Source organism: Streptosporangium canum, assembly GCF_900113865.1.
GTDB lineage: Bacteria > Actinomycetota > Actinomycetes > Streptosporangiales > Streptosporangiaceae > Streptosporangium > Streptosporangium canum.
The window spans coordinates 21,144-42,126 of the sequence record NZ_FOQY01000032.1 but is presented as its reverse complement, the minus strand read 5'-3'; the positions used below and the strand labels follow the sequence as shown (position 1 = coordinate 42,126).

At 70.1% G+C, this 20,983-nt stretch carries 20 protein-coding genes and 1 tRNA gene; 15 read left to right on the top strand and 6 right to left on the bottom strand.

Annotated elements, in window-relative coordinates; genetic code table 11:
- Positions 1-75: 75 nt before the first annotated feature.
- From BM085_RS33380 to BM085_RS33365, 4 genes are all read left to right on the top strand, one after another.
- Positions 76-1,125, top strand: coding sequence for a TetR/AcrR family transcriptional regulator (locus tag BM085_RS33380; protein ID WP_143121172.1), 1,050 nt, complete (start codon positions 76-78; stop codon positions 1,123-1,125).
- Between the two features lie 94 nt (positions 1,126-1,219).
- Entirely contained in the window at positions 1,220-1,669 is a 450-nt protein-coding gene (locus tag BM085_RS33375; RefSeq protein WP_051865070.1) for an RlpA-like double-psi beta-barrel domain-containing protein, read from the top strand.
- Between the two features lie 10 nt (positions 1,670-1,679).
- Positions 1,680-2,276, top strand: a complete 597-nt coding sequence (locus tag BM085_RS33370) for a cell wall protein (protein WP_093890803.1) — start codon at positions 1,680-1,682, stop codon at positions 2,274-2,276.
- Between the two features lie 9 nt (positions 2,277-2,285).
- Positions 2,286-3,062, top strand: coding sequence for a MauE/DoxX family redox-associated membrane protein (locus BM085_RS33365; RefSeq protein ID WP_093890802.1), 777 nt, complete (start codon positions 2,286-2,288; stop codon positions 3,060-3,062).
- A 119-nt stretch (positions 3,063-3,181) separates the two neighbouring features.
- Here BM085_RS33365 and BM085_RS33360 read toward each other — a convergent pair whose 3' ends face one another.
- The 3 genes from BM085_RS33360 to BM085_RS33350 form a co-directional block, all read right to left on the bottom strand.
- Entirely contained in the window at positions 3,182-3,766 is a 585-nt protein-coding gene (locus BM085_RS33360; RefSeq protein WP_093890801.1) for a GNAT family N-acetyltransferase, read from the bottom strand.
- A gap of 90 nt (positions 3,767-3,856) precedes the next feature.
- Positions 3,857-5,434, bottom strand: a complete 1,578-nt coding sequence (locus tag BM085_RS33355) for a protein kinase domain-containing protein (RefSeq protein ID WP_093890800.1) — start codon at positions 5,432-5,434, stop codon at positions 3,857-3,859.
- Between the two features lie 9 nt (positions 5,435-5,443).
- Positions 5,444-6,844: a DUF4407 domain-containing protein gene (locus tag BM085_RS33350; protein WP_093890799.1), complete on the bottom strand. Its 1,401-nt coding sequence runs from the start codon at positions 6,842-6,844 to the stop codon at positions 5,444-5,446.
- A gap of 261 nt (positions 6,845-7,105) precedes the next feature.
- Here BM085_RS33350 and BM085_RS33345 point away from each other — a divergent pair, with 261 nt between their 5' ends.
- From BM085_RS33345 to BM085_RS33335, 3 genes are read left to right on the top strand one after another with little or no spacing between them, the layout of a single operon-like run.
- Positions 7,106-8,530, top strand: a complete 1,425-nt coding sequence (locus tag BM085_RS33345) for a hypothetical protein (protein ID WP_093890798.1) — start codon at positions 7,106-7,108, stop codon at positions 8,528-8,530.
- Between the two features lie 8 nt (positions 8,531-8,538).
- Complete coding sequence (locus tag BM085_RS33340) at positions 8,539-9,549, top strand: hypothetical protein (RefSeq protein ID WP_093890860.1); 1,011 nt, start codon at positions 8,539-8,541, stop codon at positions 9,547-9,549.
- The gene (locus BM085_RS33335) at positions 9,546-11,942 is read left to right on the top strand and encodes a hypothetical protein (RefSeq protein WP_093890797.1); all 2,397 of its coding nucleotides are present in this window, start codon (positions 9,546-9,548) and stop codon (positions 11,940-11,942) included. The genes BM085_RS33340 and BM085_RS33335 overlap by 4 nt, the downstream gene beginning before the upstream one ends.
- Positions 11,943-12,127: 185 nt before the next feature.
- On the opposite strand, the gene BM085_RS33330 is transcribed toward BM085_RS33335, so the two are convergent.
- Positions 12,128-12,201 (bottom strand) — tRNA-Lys (locus tag BM085_RS33330).
- A gap of 126 nt (positions 12,202-12,327) precedes the next feature.
- On the opposite strand from BM085_RS33330, the gene BM085_RS47565 reads away from it, so the two are divergent.
- The 6 genes from BM085_RS47565 (at position 12,328) to BM085_RS33300 (ending at position 17,056) form a co-directional block, all read left to right on the top strand.
- Complete coding sequence (locus BM085_RS47565; protein ID WP_093890796.1) at positions 12,328-12,591, top strand: MerR family DNA-binding transcriptional regulator; 264 nt, start codon at positions 12,328-12,330, stop codon at positions 12,589-12,591.
- 73 nt (positions 12,592-12,664) lie between these two features.
- Positions 12,665-13,756: a DUF6461 domain-containing protein gene (locus tag BM085_RS33320; RefSeq protein WP_093890795.1), complete on the top strand. Its 1,092-nt coding sequence runs from the start codon at positions 12,665-12,667 to the stop codon at positions 13,754-13,756.
- Positions 13,757-14,059: 303 nt separating this feature from the next.
- The gene (locus tag BM085_RS33315) at positions 14,060-14,911 is read left to right on the top strand and encodes an AAA family ATPase (protein WP_012894157.1); all 852 of its coding nucleotides are present in this window, start codon (positions 14,060-14,062) and stop codon (positions 14,909-14,911) included.
- Positions 14,912-14,975: 64 nt separating this feature from the next.
- The gene (locus BM085_RS33310) at positions 14,976-16,346 is read left to right on the top strand and encodes a vWA domain-containing protein (protein WP_093890794.1); all 1,371 of its coding nucleotides are present in this window, start codon (positions 14,976-14,978) and stop codon (positions 16,344-16,346) included.
- 96 nt (positions 16,347-16,442) lie between these two features.
- Positions 16,443-16,625, top strand: coding sequence for a hypothetical protein (locus BM085_RS33305; RefSeq protein WP_093890793.1), 183 nt, complete (start codon positions 16,443-16,445; stop codon positions 16,623-16,625).
- Positions 16,622-17,056, top strand: a complete 435-nt coding sequence (locus BM085_RS33300) for a type II toxin-antitoxin system VapC family toxin (RefSeq protein ID WP_093890792.1) — start codon at positions 16,622-16,624, stop codon at positions 17,054-17,056. Before BM085_RS33305 ends, BM085_RS33300 begins: the two co-directional genes overlap by 4 nt.
- An 800-nt stretch (positions 17,057-17,856) precedes the next feature.
- Here BM085_RS33300 and BM085_RS33290 read toward each other — a convergent pair.
- Positions 17,857-18,063 (bottom strand): DUF397 domain-containing protein, encoded by a 207-nt coding sequence (locus tag BM085_RS33290; protein ID WP_093890790.1) that lies wholly within the window; start codon positions 18,061-18,063, stop codon positions 17,857-17,859.
- A complete protein-coding gene (locus BM085_RS33285) occupies positions 18,054-18,881 on the bottom strand; it encodes a helix-turn-helix domain-containing protein (protein ID WP_177245401.1) in 828 nt (275 codons plus the stop codon). Before BM085_RS33285 ends, BM085_RS33290 begins: the two co-directional genes overlap by 10 nt.
- Before the next feature lie 385 nt (positions 18,882-19,266).
- Between BM085_RS33285 and BM085_RS33280 the strand changes: the two genes are divergently transcribed.
- On the top strand, positions 19,267-20,388 hold the full coding sequence (locus BM085_RS33280) for an adenosylhomocysteinase (protein ID WP_093890788.1): 1,122 nt from the start codon (positions 19,267-19,269) through the stop codon (positions 20,386-20,388).
- Positions 20,385-20,936, top strand: coding sequence for an NUDIX hydrolase (locus tag BM085_RS33275; protein WP_218158899.1), 552 nt, complete (start codon positions 20,385-20,387; stop codon positions 20,934-20,936). The genes BM085_RS33280 and BM085_RS33275 overlap by 4 nt, the downstream gene beginning before the upstream one ends.
- Positions 20,937-20,983: the final 47 nt, after the last annotated feature.

Sequence of the window (20,983 nt, the reverse complement as noted above, 5' to 3'; positions counted from 1 at the left end):
ACACGCACACGTTCACCGCCTATAATTTCGTCACGACACGGGCTTCGTGACGAAATTCGATGGAGGTCATCAAGCGTGCCGACGTGTGAGATGTGCGGACGGACATTGCGCCTCGCCGTGCGGGGGCGGCCGCCGCGGTACTGCTCGCGCGCCTGCCGGGCGCGGGCCTACCGGATGCGGGTCGCGGACCGTTCCGCGACCGACACCCGCGCCGGCGTCCGGGCCGAGGGCCAGAGCGACATCCAAGCCGAGGGCCGGGGCGACGTCCAAGCCGAGGACCGGGCCGAGGGCCAAAACGACGTCCGAGTCGAGGGCCAGGGCGAGGTCCAGGCCGTTCCCGGAGCCGACGCCCGGCGGACGCCCGAGAGCACCGAGACCGGCCTTTCGGAAGGGCCCCTGGATCAGCCGCTCATCGTGCGCACCGCGATCGAGCTCGCCGACCGCGACGGCGTCGCCGCGGTGTCCATGCGGCGCGTCGCCACCGAGCTGGGGGTGGGCGTGATGTCGCTGTACCGGTATGTCGCGAGCCGTGAGGAGCTCAACGACCTCATGGTGGACACCGTCTTCGCGGAACGGCCGCTGCCCGAACCGGGCCCGGACGGCTGGCGGGCCAAGCTGGAGCTCTCCGCGCGCGAGGAATGGGCGCTCTACCGAGATCATCCCTGGGTGTCGCACCTCGTCGCGGTCACCACCCGGCCGCCGATCGCCCCGAGCCTCATGGCGTACACGGACTGGCGCATGCGGGCCCTGGACGGCCATCGGCTGGACTTCGCCACCATGGTCCAGATCGCCATCATGATCGGCACATACCTGCAGAGCGCGGCCATGCCCCTCGCCCACGAGGCGCAGGCGGCGCGGGCGACCCGACACACCCGGCAACAGTGGGCGGACGCCCGGCAGGACGCGCTGCACCGCACCCTGCGCACCGCGCATCTTCCGATGGTGTCGGAGTTCGGCACCGAGGCGTTCCAGGCGTCCGAGCCGGAGAACATCTTCGAGTTCGGCCTCCAGCGCATGCTCGACGGCGTCGCCACCCTGCTCGACGCGGCCAGAGCGGCAGGTGACGCACCGGCGGAGTCTCCGGCAGGCCCGCGCGACGGCGGATCAGGCATTGACGAAATTTAATTACATGTTATTCATGTGAAATGTCAGGAAATTTCGCATAGCTGCACCAGCTGATCGGGGACCGTCGGAGCCCACCCCCCCAAGGAGGATGCGCATGGCGCGCAGCCAGCCCACCGACCCGCCCATCGACCTACAGGCAGCCGTCCGAGGAGAGGTCTCCTGGTTCTGCTGCGGCACGGCCTGGGGGCCGTGCAGCAGTACAGGCAAGGGAGCCTGCGGCACCTGCAACTCCGGGAACCTGCAACACGCCTGGCCCAACACCTCAGACGCCTGCTGGGCGATCACCCGGCCGGACAGCTGCGGTTTCGCGCTGAGCCGCAGGACCTGCGGCTTCCAGCACCGGATCACGGCGCTGTGCAGCGGCACCAGCGTCGTCACCTCCATCGCCGACTGCGGCCCGCAGACGGACCTGTTCTGCGGCGAGCGCAGCTGCTGCGGCGCGACCTGCGCCACCGACCGCATCATCGACCTGACCCCGGCCGCCTACAGCCGGATCGCCAGCCTGTCGACCGGCCTCCGGCCATGCGAGATCTCGACCCCCTAGGAGGCCGTCGATGACCAGCAGAAGGCAACTGCTCAAGTCCGCCGTCCTCGGCGGCGGGGCCGGCGTCGTCGCCGCGACCGCGCTGGGATCACTCGGCCCGGAGGCCGCCTTCGGCGCCGCCGCGCCCGACGTCGAGCCCGGCGCGCCCGACCCCGACTTCGCCGAGGGCCGGATCCGTTCCATCAAGGACAACACGCTCCTCGTCCTGGGGTCGAACATGGTGTTCCACAACATCAGGGTCGTCGACGGAACGAGCCTGTGGAAGCTGGGCCCCACCACCTTCGACCAGGCCAAGCCCGGTGACGGCCTCTACGCCCGGGGTGTCCGCATGCCGGACGGGGTGCTGGCCGCCGAGTCGGTCTGGCTCAACATCGTCAACATCAAGGGGCATGTCAGCAACATCACCAGCGAGAAGATCCATCTCGACCACAAGGGGCAGGAGGTCCTCTGCCACCGCGTGGCGGGCAAGTCGATCGCCGTCTACTCCGACGCGCCGCCCTCGGCCGACCTGTCGCTGCTGCGCGTGGGCCAGCACGTGCAGATCCTGGGCGCCTGGCGGCCGGACACCAACGAAGTCGACATCGCCACCGTCTTCTCCCCTCACTAGGAGCGACAGATGTATGGGATCGCCGCGCTGCAGCCGTACGTGATCGGCCTCTTCCTGCTCTGGGCCGCCCTGATGAAACTGCTCGACCGGCGGATGCGGGCGCAGGCCGGGCAGACCGCCCTGGGCCGGCTGGTCGGCTCGGCGCGCGCGGTCCTCGCGCTCCGGCTCGTCGGAGTGCTGGAGCTCGCGGTGGCGATCACCCTGCTGCTGCCGCCCGCCCTCCCCGTGGAGGGCGCGGCCGCGGCCGTGCTCTCCACGGGATTCCTCGTCTATCTCACCTATGCGCACCTGGCCGCGCCCACCTCGTCGTGCGGCTGTCTGGGCGCGCACTCGCGGCCGGTGAACTGGCGCGGTTTCGCCCGGGCGGGACTTCTGCTCGCCATGAGCCTCGTGGCGGTCCGGGCGCGGCTGTATCCGGTGGACCCGTGGCTCGTGGTGCTGGGCCTGGCGGAGGCCGTCGCCCTGCTGGGGCTCTCGGCGGAGCTGGACCGCCACTGGCTGATGCCCCTGCGCCGGCTTCTCGTACGGCTGCGCAAGCCGCTCGCCGCACCCTCACCGCAGGAGATCCCGCTGGAGGTCACGATGCGCCTCCTCTATCGCAGCCCCGCCTACTGCTCGGCGTCCGCGCAGCTCACCTCGGACGTCCAGGACGTGTGGGACGAGGACGGCCTGCGGTTCGTGGTCTACGCGGCCGGGGGGCGTACGGCGGTGTTCGCCGTTCCGCTCCCCGGCGGCGACCCGTCGGCCGTCCGCGTCGCCCTCACCGACGAGCCCGCGCTCATCTGAGTTTCCCGGCGTCAGCTCGCGCTCGTCCCCGGCCCGGACGGGCACGAGCGGTCACCCGGGTCCCCCGGCCCGGACGGGCGCGAGTGGTCGCCCCGCGCGGCGGCGGGGGAAGACCGGCGTCAGCTCGCCGAGCCGACCGTGCCCGCGTCGCTCCGCGCCTCGCGGGCGCGCCACTCGTCGGCGAGCACCGACCAGACCTCGATGTCGATGCGCCGGCCCTCGCGCGGGTAGGCCTGCCGCAGGGTGCCGTCACGGGTCATGCCCAGCCGCTTGGCGACGTTGATGCTGCGCGCGTTGTCGGCGTTGGTGCGCCACTCGACGCGCTGGATGCCGCGCTCGCTCACCGCCCAGCCGACGATCCGCTCGGCGGCGCGGGTGATCAGCCCGTTCCCCTCCGCGCCGGGTTCGAGCCAGCAGCCCGCCTCGCAGACGCCCAGCGCGGCGTCGAACGACACGAACAGCACGCCGCCGACGAGCGTGCCCTCCAGCCAGATCCCCCAGATGCCGCCCGCGTCCTGTGCCCGCCTGTCGGCGTAGCGCCGCAGCACCGCACGCGCCTCGGCGAGGTCGGTGGCGACGAACGACGGCGACACCCACGGCGAGATGTGCTCGCGCGCCCGGTCGAGGTTGGCGAGGAACTCCTCGGCCAGCCACGGCTCAAGCGGCCGCAGTTCCGCGCGGTCGGTGAGGGGAAGGGCGAACATCGGACCTCCGGCCACATTCATAACAAACGTTCGGTATGTGGGCTAGTAGACCATGAGCCCCGCCCGCACCGGCCACGACGCCCGGCGCCGTCACGCTCCGCCGGCCAGGCGGGCGATCTCGTCGCGTACGACGCGGCTGAGCCCGTCGAGAAGCCGATCGGCACGGCCGTCCGAGGTCGCGGACAGCAGTTCCGCGACGACGGCGGGCGGCACGTATCCGAGCACCCGGCAGGCGCGCCGCACCGTCATCGCCTCCACCAGGCGGACCGCGGCGGGGACGACGCCGAGCGCGCCGAGGACGGCGGCCGTGACACGGTCGTCCGTGTACGCCAGGATGCCCGCGCTCCGGCTGGGAGGCATCGCGCCCACCAGCCTGGCCGCCCGATGCGGGGCCATGTGGTCGATCACCCGCGCGGCCCGTGGCGGCGGCAGCAACGCCAGCACCTCGGCTGCCGCGCCCGACGCCTCCGCCGCGCCGTTCAGGAGCCGCCCGGCGGCCTTCGGCTCCATCGAGCCGAGCAGGGCGGCGGCCTCCTGACGGGGCCGACCGAGCAGCGGGTTTCCACCGTCGCGGCCTTCCCCTGCCCGATCCCGACCCCGGCCCGGCCCCGAGCCGTGCGCACCGTTTCCGCCCCGCGCCTCCCGGCCCGGCCCCAAGTCGTGCGCACCGTTTCCACGCCGCGCCTCCCGGCCCGGCCCCAAGTCGTGCGCACCGTTTCCACGCCGCGCCTCCCGGCCCGGCCCCAAGTCGTGCGCATCGTTTCCACGCCGCGCCTCCCTGCCCGGCCCCGAGCTCGACTTCTCCCGCCCACGGGACCGCGGATCCCGTTCTTTGGGCCACGACGCCGGGCCCGCGAGGATCGTGTCCAGCCGCCGCCCCAGCTCGGCCGCCCCCGTCCGCCGGGCGGGGGCGGTGACGAGCAGCCCGGCGATCGCGTCGGCGAGCGGACCCGGTCGCCGGAAGCGCGGAGGACGCCCGGCGGCGACCGCCCGCGCCGTTTCGAGCGGGCCGTCACGGAGGAACGGCGAGTAGCCCTCCAGTGCGCAGAACAACGTCACTCCCAGCGACCACAGGTCCGACGCCGGCCCCACCGCGTGCCCGTCGATCCGTTCCGGCGCCATGAACTCGACGGTTCCCAGCAGCATGTTGGTCGCAGTGAGGCCGCTCTCCCCGGAGATCCGCGCGATACCGAAATCGACCAGGAAGACCCGGTCGTCGGGATCGATGATGATGTTGGCCGGTTTGACGTCCCGGTGCAGCACCTGTGCGCCGTGCACGGCGACCAGCCCGGCCAGCACCTCGCGTCCCATCCGGGCGATCTCCCGCTCGGAGAGGATCTCCCGCCGGGAGAGGGCCTGCCGCTCGATCCGGTGGTCCAGCGACGTGCCCTCGATGTAGGCCATGACGATCCACGGCGATCCGTCGTCCATGAAGGCGTCGTAGATGTCGACGACCGCCGGATGACGGATCCGCGCGGCGGCACGCGCTTCGCGCAGCGCCCTCTCCCGCCGTACGGCCATGTCCTCGCCGTACGGCGCCAGCACGACCTCTTTGAGCGCGACGGACCGCCGCAGCGTCCGGTCCCAGGCGAGCCACACCGTGCCCATGCCGCCTCTGCCGAGCCGGGACCTCAGCTCGTACCGGCCCTGGACGAGTCGTGCCGTCATCCGGTGGCCTCAGTCCTCGTCGGGGAGCAGCTCGATCCCACCCGAGCGCTCCGCTCCCGGCCCCGGCCTCCGCAGGACACGGGTGTCCGTCATGCCGCGCAGAGCCTCATCCTCCAGGGGCCCGTACTCGTAGCCGGGTTCGGTCGGCTCGGGCTGGGTGCCGTTCGGTCCCCGGGGTGGCCGCGCCTCCTCCCCGAAGGCGGCGCCGGGCCGTCGCGAGGGGTCCTCCCGGGGCGACCAGATGCGCCAGACGCTGTCCGACCCGCCGGGCTCCGCCGGCCGGGACCGGGGCCCGGCGCGGACGCCGAACTCCTCGCGCATGCCGTCCAGATCCCGGCGCTCGGCGAGCGCGAGCGCCTTCTCATAGAGGCCGGGCCGCTGCATGAGCTTCACCGCGACCGGCAGGCATTCGATGAGCAGGAACAGTGCGAACAGCAGCAGCCGGGCCATGCTGAGGGTGAGGTCCTTGCCGGTCAGCTCGTTGAGCGCCCGGAGGCGGATGAGCAGCCCGTCGGTGGCCAGGTTGTCCTCGTCGAAGGACCGCTGGATCCGGGCCTGCTGCTCGACCGTGGCGTCGAGCTGGCGCTGGACCTTGGGCAGGGCCTCCTCCGCGGCGGCGAGCCGTGTCCCCTTGGCCTGTTCCCCGGTCGCGTTCAGCTCCCGCTTTCGGCTCTCTATCTGCCGGGTGAGCAGCTCAATGCGTCCCTTGTCCTTTTCGTACGCACGCTGGCTCTCCTGAGCGAGTGGACCATTGCCCTTTTTGACACAGTTTGGACCACCATAGAGCTGACACTGCCACTCTTTGTAGTGTTTGTCCGCCTGCTTCTGCTCATCGGCGCGCTGGACGGACAGCGCCTTTATCTTCGAGTCCTGTTCTATGTCAAGGGGAACCTCGCCGCCGGAGGAAATCACCTGCCGCAGATCGGCCACCTCCTTGCGGAGCTGACCGACGCTCTTGCCCACCGCGCCCTGCTCCTGCTGTACGGCGAAGGCGTCGCCGCGCCGCTGTTTCATCTCGGAGATCTGGGTGTCGATCTCAGCCTTGAAAACCTGCAGCACCAGCGGAGTGGAGATCACCAGGCCGAGCACGACGGCGACGAAGAGGCGCGGCACGGCCAGCGCCCAGCGGTTCGGCGCGTCGGCCCTGATGGTGGAGACGAGCCACCGGTCAAGGCTGAGGATCGCCAGGCCCCACAGCAGGGCGGCGGCGACGGCGACGACGACGTTGACGCCGAGCGTGCTGTTGAGGGCGAACGTCATGGAGACGAAGGCGAGCACGCTCGTGGTGAGGACGGCGCCCCCGATGCCCTCGAACTTGCCGCGTTCGGTCGGGCACGTCCGGAGAACCTCGGGTCGCGCCCCTGACAGCGCGACCAAACCCGCGGACAGCGCGCTCAGGAAACGTCTCATGCTCCTCCTCGGAAAGGGAGTCTCACCGCGTCGGCGCCGACTGGAACGGCGCCGGGCTCCGAAGGGGATATCGGCACCGGCCCTCCGGAGGGGATATCATAGGCGCCCAATATCGCATTTACAGATGCCCAATAGAATTTCATTGAGGATGCCCGACACGACACCTCGCCCCAGCAACACTCCCCAAGGTTATATACGCCGACTAATCGGGACGCCAGGGACGCAGCACAGCTAATACGACATACCTATGGAGAACTCCTCGTGCCGGAGCCCGACAGGGATCTGAACAGGAAAGCGATCGCCCAGGCCCTGGCCGACCTCGCCGACACCGATCGCCTCACCCTGGTGGAGGTCGCCGCCGACGGCGTCGTCACGTTCCTGCTCCATCGGGACGACAACGGTCGCCCCCACGGCCGGAGCTGGTCGGCGACCTGGCCGGACCTCGCGGGCGAACGCGGCTGGGACGCCAGGACCCGGGAGGCCGTGCTCCGTACGGCCCGCGCCTCCTCGTCCTCCGCCGACGTGATCCTCGTAGCCGCGTCCTCCGCCGATCCGAGGGCCGAGCAGGCCCTCGCCTGGCTGCGCGCGGCGCATCCCGCCGCGCAGGTGCTGCGGACCGAAGCCCCGATCGCCGCACTGATCCGGGAGGTCATCGCGGACGACCCGCTGACCAGGTCGTACGAGCTGGTCGTCGTCCTCGCCGACTCGGCTGCCGGCCGGCCCCGGCTGACCAGCAGGCAGCTCTTCCCCCTCGGCTCCCGCCCGGGGGCCCGGACCCGGGTCGCCCTGCGCTGCGAAGCCGCGGGCGCGCACGGCACCGCGTTCGCCGTGGTCACCTGGCAGGGTCCGAAGCCGCGGCTGCTGTCCGTCCAGTCCGCCCCGGTCGCGCCCGGCCGGTATGAGGTGACCGCCGAGCTGGTACGGCCCGGCCGGGTACGGTTCACCGGCCTGCCCGCGCTCTCGCCCGACCCCCGGGACTGGGACCAGCTCGTCGCCGCGCTCCCGGATCGGCCGGCGGGGGGCGCCGGCCCGACGCATCTCGTCTGCGCGGTGGAGGTCTGCGGAGCGGACGACCAGGTCGCGGAACGGCTGAGCCGGGCCCGCCAGATGATCAGCTCTGCCTCCGGCGGGCTCGGCGACCTGCTCCGGGTCTCCCTTCTCGCCTACGCGGCGCACTCCTACGACCTGTCGGCGCCGGAGTTCCCGGTGCGGGTCGCGGCCTGGGAGACCGGCGCGGGAGAGGCCCTGAACGCGCTCGGCGCGCTGGAGGAGCAGGGAGCGGTGGCCAGGGGATATCCGTACCACCCCCACGCGGCGCAGCTCGAGGACATGCTCGCCGTGGTGGTCGAACGGCTCGGCCGGGCGGATCCGACGCCCGCCGTCATCCTCACGGTCGGAGGCCGCCCGCCGCACCCGGCCCGCACCGACCAGTCCAGGATCCTGCCCTGCCCCCACCGGCACGACTGGCGGAAGCTGATCACCGCCCTGGGGCAGCGGCAGAGCACGGTGCTGGGCGCGATCTGCGACCAGCCCGCCGACCAGGCGCACCAGGCGTGGCACCGGATCGGTGCGGCGGCTCTGGCCCACCTGGAGGCGGTGGACGTGCGCGGCCTGGCCGCCGATCTCGGCCTGGTCGCCCCCTCCCCCGTGCATTTCCCGTTCCCCCTGCTCGACGAAACGGAGTGACGACGCGCATGCAGCCCGATCCGAGCCGGGAACGTCCCGATCACAACATCGCCATGTGGGGCGCTCCCGGCAGCGGCAAAACCACTCTGCTGGCGGCGTTGTTCATCGCCCTGACCAAGCGCGACGACGACTGGAAGATCATCGGATCCGATCCCGCGTCGTCGGACTACCTGATCGAGAAGACCAACGCCCTGTTGCGGGGCAAGCTGTTCCCCGAAGCGAGCATGGCCCTGGAGCGCTATCACTGGACGCTGATCGGCCCCGCTGTCCGCAAGCCCGGTTTCTGGGGCAGGAAGGCCAAGCCGGGGCCACCGGCCCGGATAGGCATCGGCATGATCGACGCTCCCGGAGGGTTGTTCGGCACGGGACGGCGCCCGGCGGGCGGCCCGAGCGCTCCGGACGGCTCGGGAGACCCACGCCGGCAGGAGCTGCTGGACAACCTTGAGCAGAGCCGAGGCATCGTCTTCCTCTACGACCCGATCAGGGAGTTCACCTTCGGGGACGCCTTCGACCACATGCACGCCCCGCTCACCCGGCTCGCCGAGCGGATGCTCGCCGCCGGCGAGTTCGCCGACGGGAAGCTGCCGCACCACATCGCCGTGTGCGTCACCAAGTTCGACGATCCCCGGGTGCTGGAGACGGCGGAGAGGCGACGGCTGCTCAGCGTGGACATCGACGATCCGTACCGGCTGCCCCGGGTGACCAGTGAGGACGCACGGGAGCTGTTCCACGAGCTGTGCCAGGTGTCGGCCAGCGGCAACGCCGACATGGTGCTCAAGTCGCTCGACCAGTTCTTCCACCCGGATCGGATCCGCTTCTTCGCCACGTCCTCGATCGGCTTCTACGTGGACCGGCGCACGAAGCGTTTCGACTGGGACGACTTCCAGAACATGGTCCCCGGAGAGGCGGACGAGGACTCACGCATCCGGGGGCGGTTGCATCCGATCAACGTGGTGGAGCCCATGCTCTGGCTGGGGCAGCGGCTCGCCGCGATCCGGCCGGCGACGGGGGTCTCGTGACCGACCGCGAGATCGAATTCGAGTGGGCGCTGGAGGGGAAGCGGCCCGGCGCCCACGACGACTACGAGCTGCTCGACTGGAGCGACGACCGCCTCGGGCCCGAGGTCTTCGAGGAGATCAGGAGCAGGCACGCCACGGGCCTCTCGGCGGATCTGCCCCAGGTGACGATCGCGGTCGCGGCGACCAGGGAGCGCGAGCAGGTGTCGCGCCACATCGTGCTCGCGGTCCAGGAGTGGTCCGGGCACCGGGACGCCACCAATCGCAAGATCGTCTACACCCGCTGGTTCTACGTCCCGTACCAGAAGCTGGCCGCCCACCGGGTGTCCTACGAGGCGCTCTACCGCGCCCTCGCGGCCCTGCCGGTGACCCCGTCCCGTCCCCTGGCCGTATCCGTGCCGGAGTTCGACCCCACGCCCCTCGTCCCCGGGCCGGACGCGCGGTGCGCCGCCGCGCTGCTGCTGACCGGGCGCCCCGTCTGCGTGGTGGGCGCGGACAGAGTTCCCATGATCGAACGGTTGCGCTTTCTGGACACCGTCGCCGCGCTCCTGCCGTACGGCATGCGGACGAGGCTGACCGCGGCGACCTGGACCAGCAGCACGGCCCGGCACAAGATCAGGCTGTCCTTCGCGCGGCACGCGCCGGAGAACGCCTACGAGGTGCGGTGGGGCCACGGAACGGAGATCACCTGGCGGGACGGCCGGGCGAACGTGTGCCTGGGCCTGCTGGCCCGGCCCGAGGTCCGGCTCGCGGACATGCTGCGGGGGCTCGCCGGGCTGACCGATCCGCTGTCGTTCGGCCCCGAGGACCTACCGGACGCCGCACGGATGCTCGAGAACGCCGGCTCCGGACTGCTGCCCCCAGGCGCCACCGGCGTGTGGTGGAAGCCGGAGCACCCGGTCTTGGAGGACCCTCGGACAGGGGGCCCCGGTGCGGACACGGGCGTCGCGGCGGGGCGGCGAAAGGCCTTGCCCGGCCCCAGCGTGCCCGGTTCCGGGGATGGTGAGCCGGTTCCGGGAGGAGGCGGCAGCGTCCCGGGAGCCGGGGCGGTCCCAAGGGCCGGGGCGGTCCCGGGAGCCGGGGCGGTCCCGAGGGCCGGGGCGACCGTGCCCTACCGGCCGAAGGTCGCCGTGGGCCAGACCCCGGGCACCACGGGCCAGACCCCGGGCACCACGGGCCAGATCCGGGCCGCCAAGGGCCAGGCGACGGCCGCCACGGGCCAGGTCCCGGCCGCCGCACCGCCCTTGATGCGGGCCGCGCTCGGCGGGCTGGAACAGGCCGACCGCGAAAGACGGCTCCTGTCCGGCTGGGGCCTGAACGGCAAGGTCTCCGTGGTCGTGGCTTTCGCGACACTGGCCATCACCTTGATCGGCACCGGTGCCGTCGCGATGTTGCGCGCTCCCGGGGGTGATCCCCCCGCCATGGGGGACGCGGCCGGGCCGGAATCGGGCACGGTCGTCGTCCAGGCCCCGTCCGGACGGGAGGACGCGTTCGCCAGGGACCTCGTGGCCGAGGTCATCCGGCGGACGGGCTACCGGTCCGAGATCCGGCTGAGCGACACCCCCGCCGAGACCGCACCCGTCGCGGAGCCGGCCGTGGTCCTCGTGAAGATCCCTCCCGCGGATCCCGCCCTCCTGGGCGCCCTGCCGACGTGGCCGGCGAATCCGCTGGCGGCGCAGGGGTTCTCCGCGGTCGCCGCCATCCCGGTCCCGAACCAGGACGTCCTGGTCTACGACGCCGGTCTGATCAAGCCGGAGAAGTTAACGGCGGCCTTCGCACATCCCGACGAGGAGGTCCGGATCTCGGTGCCGGACACCTCTCAGGAAGGGTCCTCTCGGGAGCGGCCCTCTCGGGAGGGGCCTGAGCAGATCCTGCGTCAGCGCCATCCCGGGCTGCGTCTGGAGACCGTCCCGGCGCTCGACCCACTGCGCGCTCTCCGGGACAAGGCGGTGCAGGCCGCCATCGTGCCCCGCGAGGTCGCCCGCGACAGCGGTTATCCCCGAGCGGAAGCGCCCGCCGTGCTGCCGAGCCGCTCGCTGCTCGTTCTGTGCAACCAGGCCGGTGACCGCGCGCTGTGCGACGCACTGGACACGGTCGGCCGATCCATCGACCCCGGCAGGCTGGCATCGGAGGACTTCGACTCCCCGGCGCCGGCGGCCGCCCGGCTGGCCGAGTCGGTCCTGCCACCACCATCCGGCGCCGTGCCCTATGCCGGGGACACGGAGAGCGACCGGGGGCAGGACCCCCTCTGGCCCGCCCTCTCCCTGGTCGCCGCCGGGGGCGCCGCCGGGCTCCTGTCCCTCCTGCTGGCGATACGGCTGCCGGCCAGGATCGAGCCGCGCCGGCACCCGCCGTCCGCGCCGGCCTCGCCCGGCTCCGGGCCACACGGCTCCTGACCACACGACCACACGGCTCCGGACCGACACGGCTCCTGACCGCGCGCCGCGCCGCCCTGCCGCCCGTAAGGCCGCACGACCTCCGCCACGGAGCGGCGGCCCTCATCCTCGACGCCGGGCACCACCTCAAGGTCGCCCAATGGAAAAAGCCCGGGTCGGCTATGCCGACCCGGGCTCTCTCGCTGTGCGCCGCCAGGGACTCGAACCCCGGACCCGCTGATTAAGAGTCAGCTGCTCTAACCAACTGAGCTAGCGGCGCGTGAAGCTCTTGAAGGATAGCGCATTTCACCGGGCGCCTCGAAATCAGCGGAGATCGGCGACTAAGAGGGGCCGGCGGCAGGCGACTGCCGGACGTCACGCGGCGGGAACCGCCTGCGGTTAGAGCATGCTCGAGTCGGCGGACAGGGCAGACATGAGCGTCCGGGCACTGCGGTACTACGAAGAGCAGAACCTGCTGGCCTCGGTACGCAGCCCCAGCGGGCAGCGGCAATACCCGGACAGCGCGGTCGACCGCGTCCAGCTGCTTCAGCGTCGTCCGCCCGACGCCGACGGCCCATCACCATTCAAGAGCACCCAACAGAATGATCCTCCTTGTGCTTTGACCTATTGCTGCAGTCACGGCGAAAGGCACAGCAGGTGGCGCGGCTGAAGCCCTGGGTCATGACATGACGCGGGGCGGTCGCACCGCCCCGCGTTTGCCCCTCAACGACAATGGAAAGATCATGAGTGAGGTCTTCAGCGCGTACGTGAACATACGCGACACCTTTCCCGAGCAGGTCTGCATCACCTGGATCAGAGGCGCCGCGACCCGCGACGTCGTCCGTGGGTTCGGCTGCGACTACAGCCGGCTCACGGAACTGACCTGGAACGAGGTGTGCGAGGAGGCCTACGGTCTTGATGAGCACGCCGGACCGGTCATCCTTCTCGCATCGCACGGTGACTCCACGGTGGTCGTCGAACCTGTCGGATTCAGAGGAAACGGCTCCACCCTGCTGCGGGAGCTGTCCGCCGCCGGCGAGGCGCTCAGCATCCACTGGACCGTCAACCATGACGCGGGCATCTCCTACGCCGCGCACGGGAAGCTCGTGACGGCCTTCGACCCTCTGGATGTGGAGGGGCTTGACTCCTCGACCGCATCCCTGAACCTCACCCTGGCTTCGGAGCAGTGGCGGGAGGATTGGATGGCCGCCGCGCTGACGGCCGGCGAGGAGCTTTCAGGCATCCGCCTTGACCGGGCCTGGTTCGACGAGCCGCATCTCGGCCTCGTCGCAACGACAGGCTCCACCGCCCCGAGCCGTCCTGCGCTGTTTCTCGACGACGACGCGCGAGGCCTGATCGCGCGTGACCCGCGCATCGCGGCGGTCGCCTCGGCCCCTACCCGGGACAGGTTGCCGGAGATCGCCCTGATCGCGGCCGAGATGGCCGTACGCACCACAGGTCTACGCGGTGAATTGATCGACGAAGCACTGGAACTGATCGCCGAAGAAGAACGCGGGGGCCGTGCCGGGCGGGTCCGCGGCAAGGTGGGGAGTCTGGCCAACCGACTTCTGGTTCAGGCGAGAGAGGCTCTGGAAGAGGAGGGCGCCACGTCTCTCGTCCCCGGTCATGACACGGAATCCGGGCGGCTGCTGCTGCAGCACAACGCGGCCCGGACGCTGGTGTCGGCGCTCAACTCCAATCCGGAGGACGCTGCCTACCACGCCTTGAACTGGGCGGGTAAGACGCATCTCAGCCACGAAAACGACGACTTCGAGCGCGCCCATGCTCTCAGCCTGATCAATTACTACATTCAGCACGGCGAGAACGCTCTGTAGGACCAAGAACGCGATGGATGGTCCGCCGCGGCCCAGAACCGGCCGTTCCCTCTGCCGGCGGCGGACCTCCCACGCAGGGTGATGTGGATCCGCTCAGCGCCCCCGTCGGCCTCTCCCCGCAGCGAAGTGATATGCGAGAAAGGAACTGATCCCGCGAGGTTCCAGCAGGCGTGACGGCAGGACGGGCACGAGCCCCTGGTAGTCACCTGAGCGTCAGCACCCCATGATCATCACGGGCTGGTGGCCGTCTCACTTCCGGACCTCTAGGGTAGAACAACATTCGGTCCTGTACTGGGAGTGCACATGTGGTTCGCCTCGCCCGCCGACGTCCGGGAGCGGCTCAGCGCCGTGGACTACCTCGCCGACGACTCCATCGCGACCTCGGTCTTCCTGGCCGGCGCGCTGGGCAAGCCGCTGCTCGCCGAGGGCCCGGCGGGGGTGGGCAAGACCCAGCTCGCCAAGGCCGTGGCCGCCGCGACCGGGGCCTCGCTCATCCGGCTGCAGTGCTACGAGGGGCTCGACGAGGCCAGGGCGCTGTACGAGTGGAACTACAAGAAGCAGCTCCTGCGGATCCAGGCCGGGACGGGCCAGGACTGGGACGCCACCCACGACGACATCTTCACCGAGGAGTTCCTGCTCGAAAGGCCCCTGCTGCGGGCGATCAGGTCCGAGACCCCGGCGGTGCTGCTGATCGACGAGACCGACAAGGCCGACGTCGAGGTGGAGGGGCTGCTGCTGGAGATCCTCTCCGACTACCAGGTCACGATCCCCGAGCTCGGCACGATCGCGGCCGTGCGCAGGCCGTACGTGGTGCTGACCTCCAACGCGACCCGTGAGCTGTCCGAGGCGCTCAAGCGGCGCTGCCTCTACCTGCACCTGGAGTATCCGACGCCGGAGCGCGAGCGCGACATCGTGCTGGCGCAGGTGCCCGCGATCGAGGCGGGCCTGGCCGAGCAGCTCGCCCGTACGGTCGCCACGATGCGCACCCTGGAGCTGAAGAAGGCGCCCTCGATCGCCGAGACCGTCGACTGGGCCAACACGCTGCTCGCGCTGGGCCGTACCGAGCTGGACGGGGCGACGGTCGGCGCCACCCTCGGCGTCGTGCTCAAGCACGCCTCCGACCAGACCCGGGCACGCAAGGAACTCGCCCTGTGAGCGGCCGGACCGAGAGGCCCGGAGTCCCTGTGAGCGGACAGACCGGGAAGTCGGGGGGCCAGAGGTGAGCCTGCTCGACCGGCATGTCGGCTTTGTGCACGCGCTGCGTACGGCCGGGCTGCCGGTCTCGCCGGCCGAGGGGCTGGACGCGGCGCGGGCGCTACAGGTGATCGACCTGGCCGAGCGGGAGTCGCTGCGCGCCGCCTACGCCGCGACCCTGGTCAAGCGGCCCTCGCACCGGCCAAGTTTCGACACGCTCTTCGACCTGTGGTTCCCCGCGTCGACCACCGGCCTGTACGGCCCGCGCCCCGAGGACGGTCCGGACGCCGACGGGCCGGACCTGGAGACCGCGGCGGTCCCCGAGCTGCGGGACCGGCTGGCCGAGCTGCTGCTGGGCGCCGACGGGATGAACGCGTTCGCCCGAGCCATGGTGGAGCGCTTCGGCCGCCAGCCCGCCGGGCCGGGGCGGCAGAACTGGTTCTCCTACTCGGTGCTGCGGGCGCTGTCCCCCGAGACGCTCATGGCCCGGCTGCTCGCCGAGGTGCTGGCCGGCCAGGAGCGCGGCGGCCTGGCGGAGAAGGTGGCCCGGCAGCGGATCGGCGAAAACACCAGGCGCTTCGAGGACGCCGTCTCCACCGACGTGCGCCGCCGGATCGCCGAGGACTCCGGGATCGAGCGGATCGCGCGCTCCGCCGTACGGCCGCCGCTGGAGCAGCTCGACTTCCTCAGGGTGACGAAGGCCGACCTGTCCAGGCTGCGCCGCGAGGTCCAGCCCCTCGCCCGCCGCCTGGCCGCCCGGCTGACCGTCAAGCACCGGCTCGGCCGGCGGGGCCGCCTGGACTTCCGCCGGACCGTGCGGGCCTCGCTGTCCAGCGGCGGGGTGCCGCTGACCACCTTCAACAAGCCGCGCCGCCCGCACAAGCCCGAGCTGGTCATCCTCTGCGACACCAGCGACTCGGTCGCCTCCTTCGCCCACTTCACGCTGCTGCTGACCTACGCGCTGCGCGAGCAGTTCACCAAGGTCCGCGCGTTCGGCTTCGTGGACACCGTGGACGAGATCACCCGGTTCTTCGTCCCCGGCGCCGACGTGGCGGAGGCGATGACCCGGCTGGCCAAGGAGGCCGACATGGTGCGCTTCGGCCGGACCAACTACGGCAACGCGTTCGAGAGGTTCGCCGAGCGGTACGGCGACGCCGTCGGGCCGAAGACGTCCCTGCTGATCCTGGGCGACGCGCGCTCCAACTACCAGCCGCCCGCGCTGGAGACGCTGAAGCGGCTGAGCAAGGAGGCCCGGCACGCCTACTGGCTCAATCCCGAACCGGTGAGCCAGTGGGACACCGGCGACTCACTGGCCACCTCCTACGGCGGCGTCGTCCCGATGCACGAGTGCCGCAACGTCGTCCAGCTCGCGGCCTTCATCGAGGAGCTGGCCTGACGCCGGAGAACGAGGTGTCCTCCGCCGCCCGACCCGGCGCGATGACTTTCGGACAAGTCCCACTGCCGTCAGAAGGCAGCCGCCTACACTGAAGCCATGAAGTTCGACGACGACGCCCTGGACGGCGCCTCCGAGGAGCACCTCGACGAGCCCCGGCTCCCCAGGCACCTCGCGGCGCTCGTAGGCGCGCTTCACGGACCATCAGATCTCGGCGTTCACCATGACAAATACCTGACCTATCCCCATCGTGAAGAGTCCGGCGGAGTGGCCACGGCGTGATCCTCTGCGACACCGGACCTCTGGTCGCCGCCTTCAACAGAACCGACAAGGATCACGTTCGCTGCGTGCGATTCCTCACACAGCACTGGACCAGACTGGTCGTGCCCTCGCTCGCGGTCACCGAGATCTGCCACCTGCTGGCAGACCCGGTGCGTCGTGGCGGCCCGGCTCTCGCGGCGAAGTTCTGCGCCGCGATCGCCGATGACGAACTCCGTGTCATCGAAGCGACCCCACATGATTACCGCCGCATGTCCGAGTTGCTCACCGCTTACGCGTCTTTACGGCTCCAGGCGGTCGACGCCTGTGTGATCGCGCTTGCCGAGCGTTTCGATCTGCGGGAGGTCGCGACCCTTGACCAGCGCGACTACCTGGTCGTCGCCCCTCGCCACCTACGCAAAGGCCAGCGCCTCACCGTTCTTCCGGAAAACTGATCTTCAGCGCTGTCCGGCAAGGCTCCGGCGAGCGCTTACGGCGGGATCGCGACGGTGCACGAATGGCGGAACGTCGTCCAGCTCACGGCCTTCATCGAGGAACTCGCCTGACGCCGGAGAACGAGCTGTCCTCCGGCCCCCGTCCCGGCGCGAGGGACCTCTCAGAGGAGGTCACGCTGCGTATCCGGGGGCGGCGAAGCTTCGCACTTTGCATTTGGGAGATCATCCTGGATGATTTCCGGACATCACATCGCGTTCGAAGGAAACACACATGCGCCTACGTGCAGCACTCCTGACCGCTGGAATAGCAGCCATGACAGTCAGCGCACTCAGCGCTCCGGCCCAGGCTGCGGCCAGCCCCATATTCATTGGCGTATACCCCACCAAGTCCAAGTGTGTCGATGTCGGCCAGCAGTACGTGCGCGAGGGCTTCAGCTCGTACGGGTGCCTGCCCGTCTATATCGGGGCCACCCGGCATGAGCTCTGGATCCGCTAGTTTCTGACACGGAACGGTGTCTCCCGCCTGGGAGGCTCCGTTCCATGCTCGCGGCCTTCGTCGAGGAGCTCGCTTGGGGGGACCCCGCCCGCCACGGCCGTCGCGGGCGGGGTCCGTCCGGCTCAGAGGTCTTCGGCCGGCGTGCTTCCGGAGTCCTGAGTGACGGCGCGGTTCTGTAGGAGTCGACGAAGTCCTGCAGGTGCTCGCGACGGATCCCCTCCCCCGCGCCGCCAGAACGTGACGACTTCCGCCAAACGACGGTGCTCAGGTCCATTCCCGCCTCACTTCCTCAACCGTGGAGGGATCAGGCCAGCCGGTCGAACGCACCCGACTTGACGCCGCCGACGAAGGAGCGCCACTCGGCGGGGGTGAAGAGCAGCGCGGGACCGTCAGGATCCTTGCTGTCACGGACCGCGACCGTACCCGGCAGGTTGTCGGCGACCTCGACGCACTGACCTCCATTGTCTGAAGACCGCGATGACTTCCGCCACACGGCGGCGCTCAAATCCATTCCCGTCTCACTTCCTCGATCATTTTGAGGGACATGTGATCAGGGTAAGCCCATCGACGTATCGCTTCATAGCGGTTCCATATCGAGGTCACGTAGATGGGGTCGGTCGTAACCTGCCCCTGTACCGGGGAATCCGCGTGGATGATGTCTGGCTGCCCGTTCGGAAGCTCCGCGATCATAAAAGGGCCAGCAAGCCCAGACATGCACTCCGAATCGACGACCTGAATGGAGATGGCGGGCCGTCGAGCAACCTCCAGTAAGTAGCCGAGCTGTTCACGCATCACCTCCGAACCATTGACCCGGCGGCGCAGGACGCCTTCATCGATGAGGACCAGGAGCAGAGGAGGATCGTCCTTTTCGAGGATCTGGCCACGCCGCATACGGGCCTGAACACGCTCTTCAACCTCATCAGGAGTAGCCCGGGGGCCATGGGTGAAAAGGTGGCGGGCGTAGGACTCGGTCTGGAGGAGGCCGGGGACCAGTAGCGGGTCCCACGACCGCAGGACCAGGGCGGCGGGTTCGATCTCCTCGGCCCAGCTCGTGAACCAGTCCGGACTGCCCGGCCGGGCGAGGATGCGCCGGTGCAGCCCGGTGAAGAGCGTGCCGCCGCCCGCGCCGAAGAGCCGGTCCAGCCGCTCGGCGTCGGACTTCGACGGGGTCCGGGTGGCGGCCTCCAGGCGGCTCACCTGGGTCTGCGTGCACCCCAGCCGCGAGGCCACGGCCCCCTGGGAGAGCTGGGCCTCCTCCCGCAGGCGGCGCATCTCGGCGCCGAACCGCACCCGAGGGGAATCGGGACCGGAAAAAGGATCGACGCTCATCGCATTCCCCCTAAAAAGAGAAAAACGGACTTTCTGCTCCGACGGGAATACCGAAGGCCGGTTTCGGCAAACCGGTACCTGACATTGGCTGCCATCTCCCAGCCCGCCGGACCGGCCATTGCCCCACCTGCCACAAGGGCAATCTAAGCACACGCCTTCCTTTTCGCCAGAAGGGGAAAGAAAGCGGTCCAAGAATTCACCGGAACAGGAAAGATGCGCGCGATGCGAGATCAGGAAAACAGTCTTTCCGGTTGGTGCCGTTCCACCCGCGCCGTGTCCAGCCGGCGGCTCCCTCAGCACCGCCTCACCACACCGCCGTGACATGGGACCCCGTCCTCGCCACCCCGGTATCACGACCCGCCTTCACCGATGAGAGAGAACAGTCATGGAAGCCTTCGAACGCGCCCGGCTGGACGCTTACTTCGCCAAGATCACCGCCCGATTCGCTCCCGACGAGCAGATCACCTCCTTCTTGGTCACGCACCTGCTATCCGAGCGGCCCAGCTTCGTCCGTGCGGTCGCTGCGATGAGTCGCCTGCGGGCGGTGTTGCCCAAGCCCAAGTCGATCACCCCCGCCGCCCAGCGTGAGGTTGAGCAGGCCGTCCCGGTCGACGTGCTCTCCCGCGAGCTGTTCGCCGACTCGGACACAGCCCTGGACTACTTCGAATCCCGGGCCGCCACCGAGGAGATCGCGCTGCTGGACGTCGGCGGCTACTTCGCCCCGTCCCTGGCCGACGTGCACGGACGCTTCTCCGGCCGACTGATCGGCGTGATCGAGGACACCGAGAACGGCCACCGCCGCTACCAAGACCTCGACAAGCTGCCCTGCCCGGTGATCTCGGTCGCCCGCTCACCGCTGAAGGACCCCGAAGACTTCCTCGTCGGCCAATCCGTGGTCTTCTCCGCCGAGGCCGTCATGCGCAGCCGCGGCGACATCCTGCACGGCCGCCCGGCCCTGGTGATCGGGTTCGGCAAGCTCGGCAGCTCGATCGCCCGCCTGCTGCACGCCAAGGGCGTCCAGGTCACCGTCTTCGACATCGACCCCGTCCGCCGCACCCAAGCCTTGTCCCAGGGTTTCACCGTCGCCCGCGACCGCCATGGCGCGCTGGCCGGAGCCGGACTCGTGCTCTGCGCCACCGGCTCCGTCTCCCTGAGGGGCGAGGACTTCGCCCATCTGCGCAACGGCGCCTACATCGCCACCGTCACCAGCAGCGAGGACGAACTGGAACTCAGCGGACTGCCAGACGTGTACACCCGTACGATGGTCGGCGACCACGTCACCCGTTACCAGACGACTGGTCATTATTTCTACCTGGCGAACGGCGGAAACGCCGTCAACTTTCTGCATGGCGCCGGCGTCGGGCCGTTCATCTTCCTGGTTCAAGCCGAGATACTCGCCGGGATCAGGATGTTCGTCCGTGAAGACCTCGGTCCCGGTATGCACGAGGTCTCCGCGGCCGACCGTGCCGCCATCGCGGCGGCTTGGCTCTCCTACTTCAACAGGTGATCGATTTGGCCATCACGGCAGACCACATCCGCTCCGTCATCGACGACTACCTCGACACGTACCCCGAGGAAAAACACGGCCTCGGTCCCGTCCTCGAACTGCTGGACGACGGGGCCGACCTCACGCCCCGTAAGGAGTTCCGCGGACACGTGACCGCCGGCGCGATCCTCGCCGGTCCCGATGGACGCATTCTGCACATCAACCACCTTGCTCTGGGCAAGTGGCTTCTACCCGGCGGTCACCTGGAGGCGTCTGACGTCACTCTCCTGGACGCGGCCCTGCGCGAACTCGTCGAGGAGACCGGAATCCCCGCCCGCACTGTCATCCCAGTCGACGACCGCCCCGTCCAAATCGACATTCACCGCATTCCCGCCAACGACGCCAAGGGCGAACCGGCTCATCAGCACTTCGACTTCCGGTTTCTCTTCCGTAGCGCCGCCGATGTCGGCCGGCTCCAGACCGAAGAGGTCACCGACTCCGCCTGGCGAGACGCCGGCGACATCAGCGACCGCACCTTGCGGCAGCGTGTCGCCCAAGCGCTTCGCTGACATCGGTGGCCAGGCCGCCCCCGCGCTCGCGATCTCAAATCGCGCAA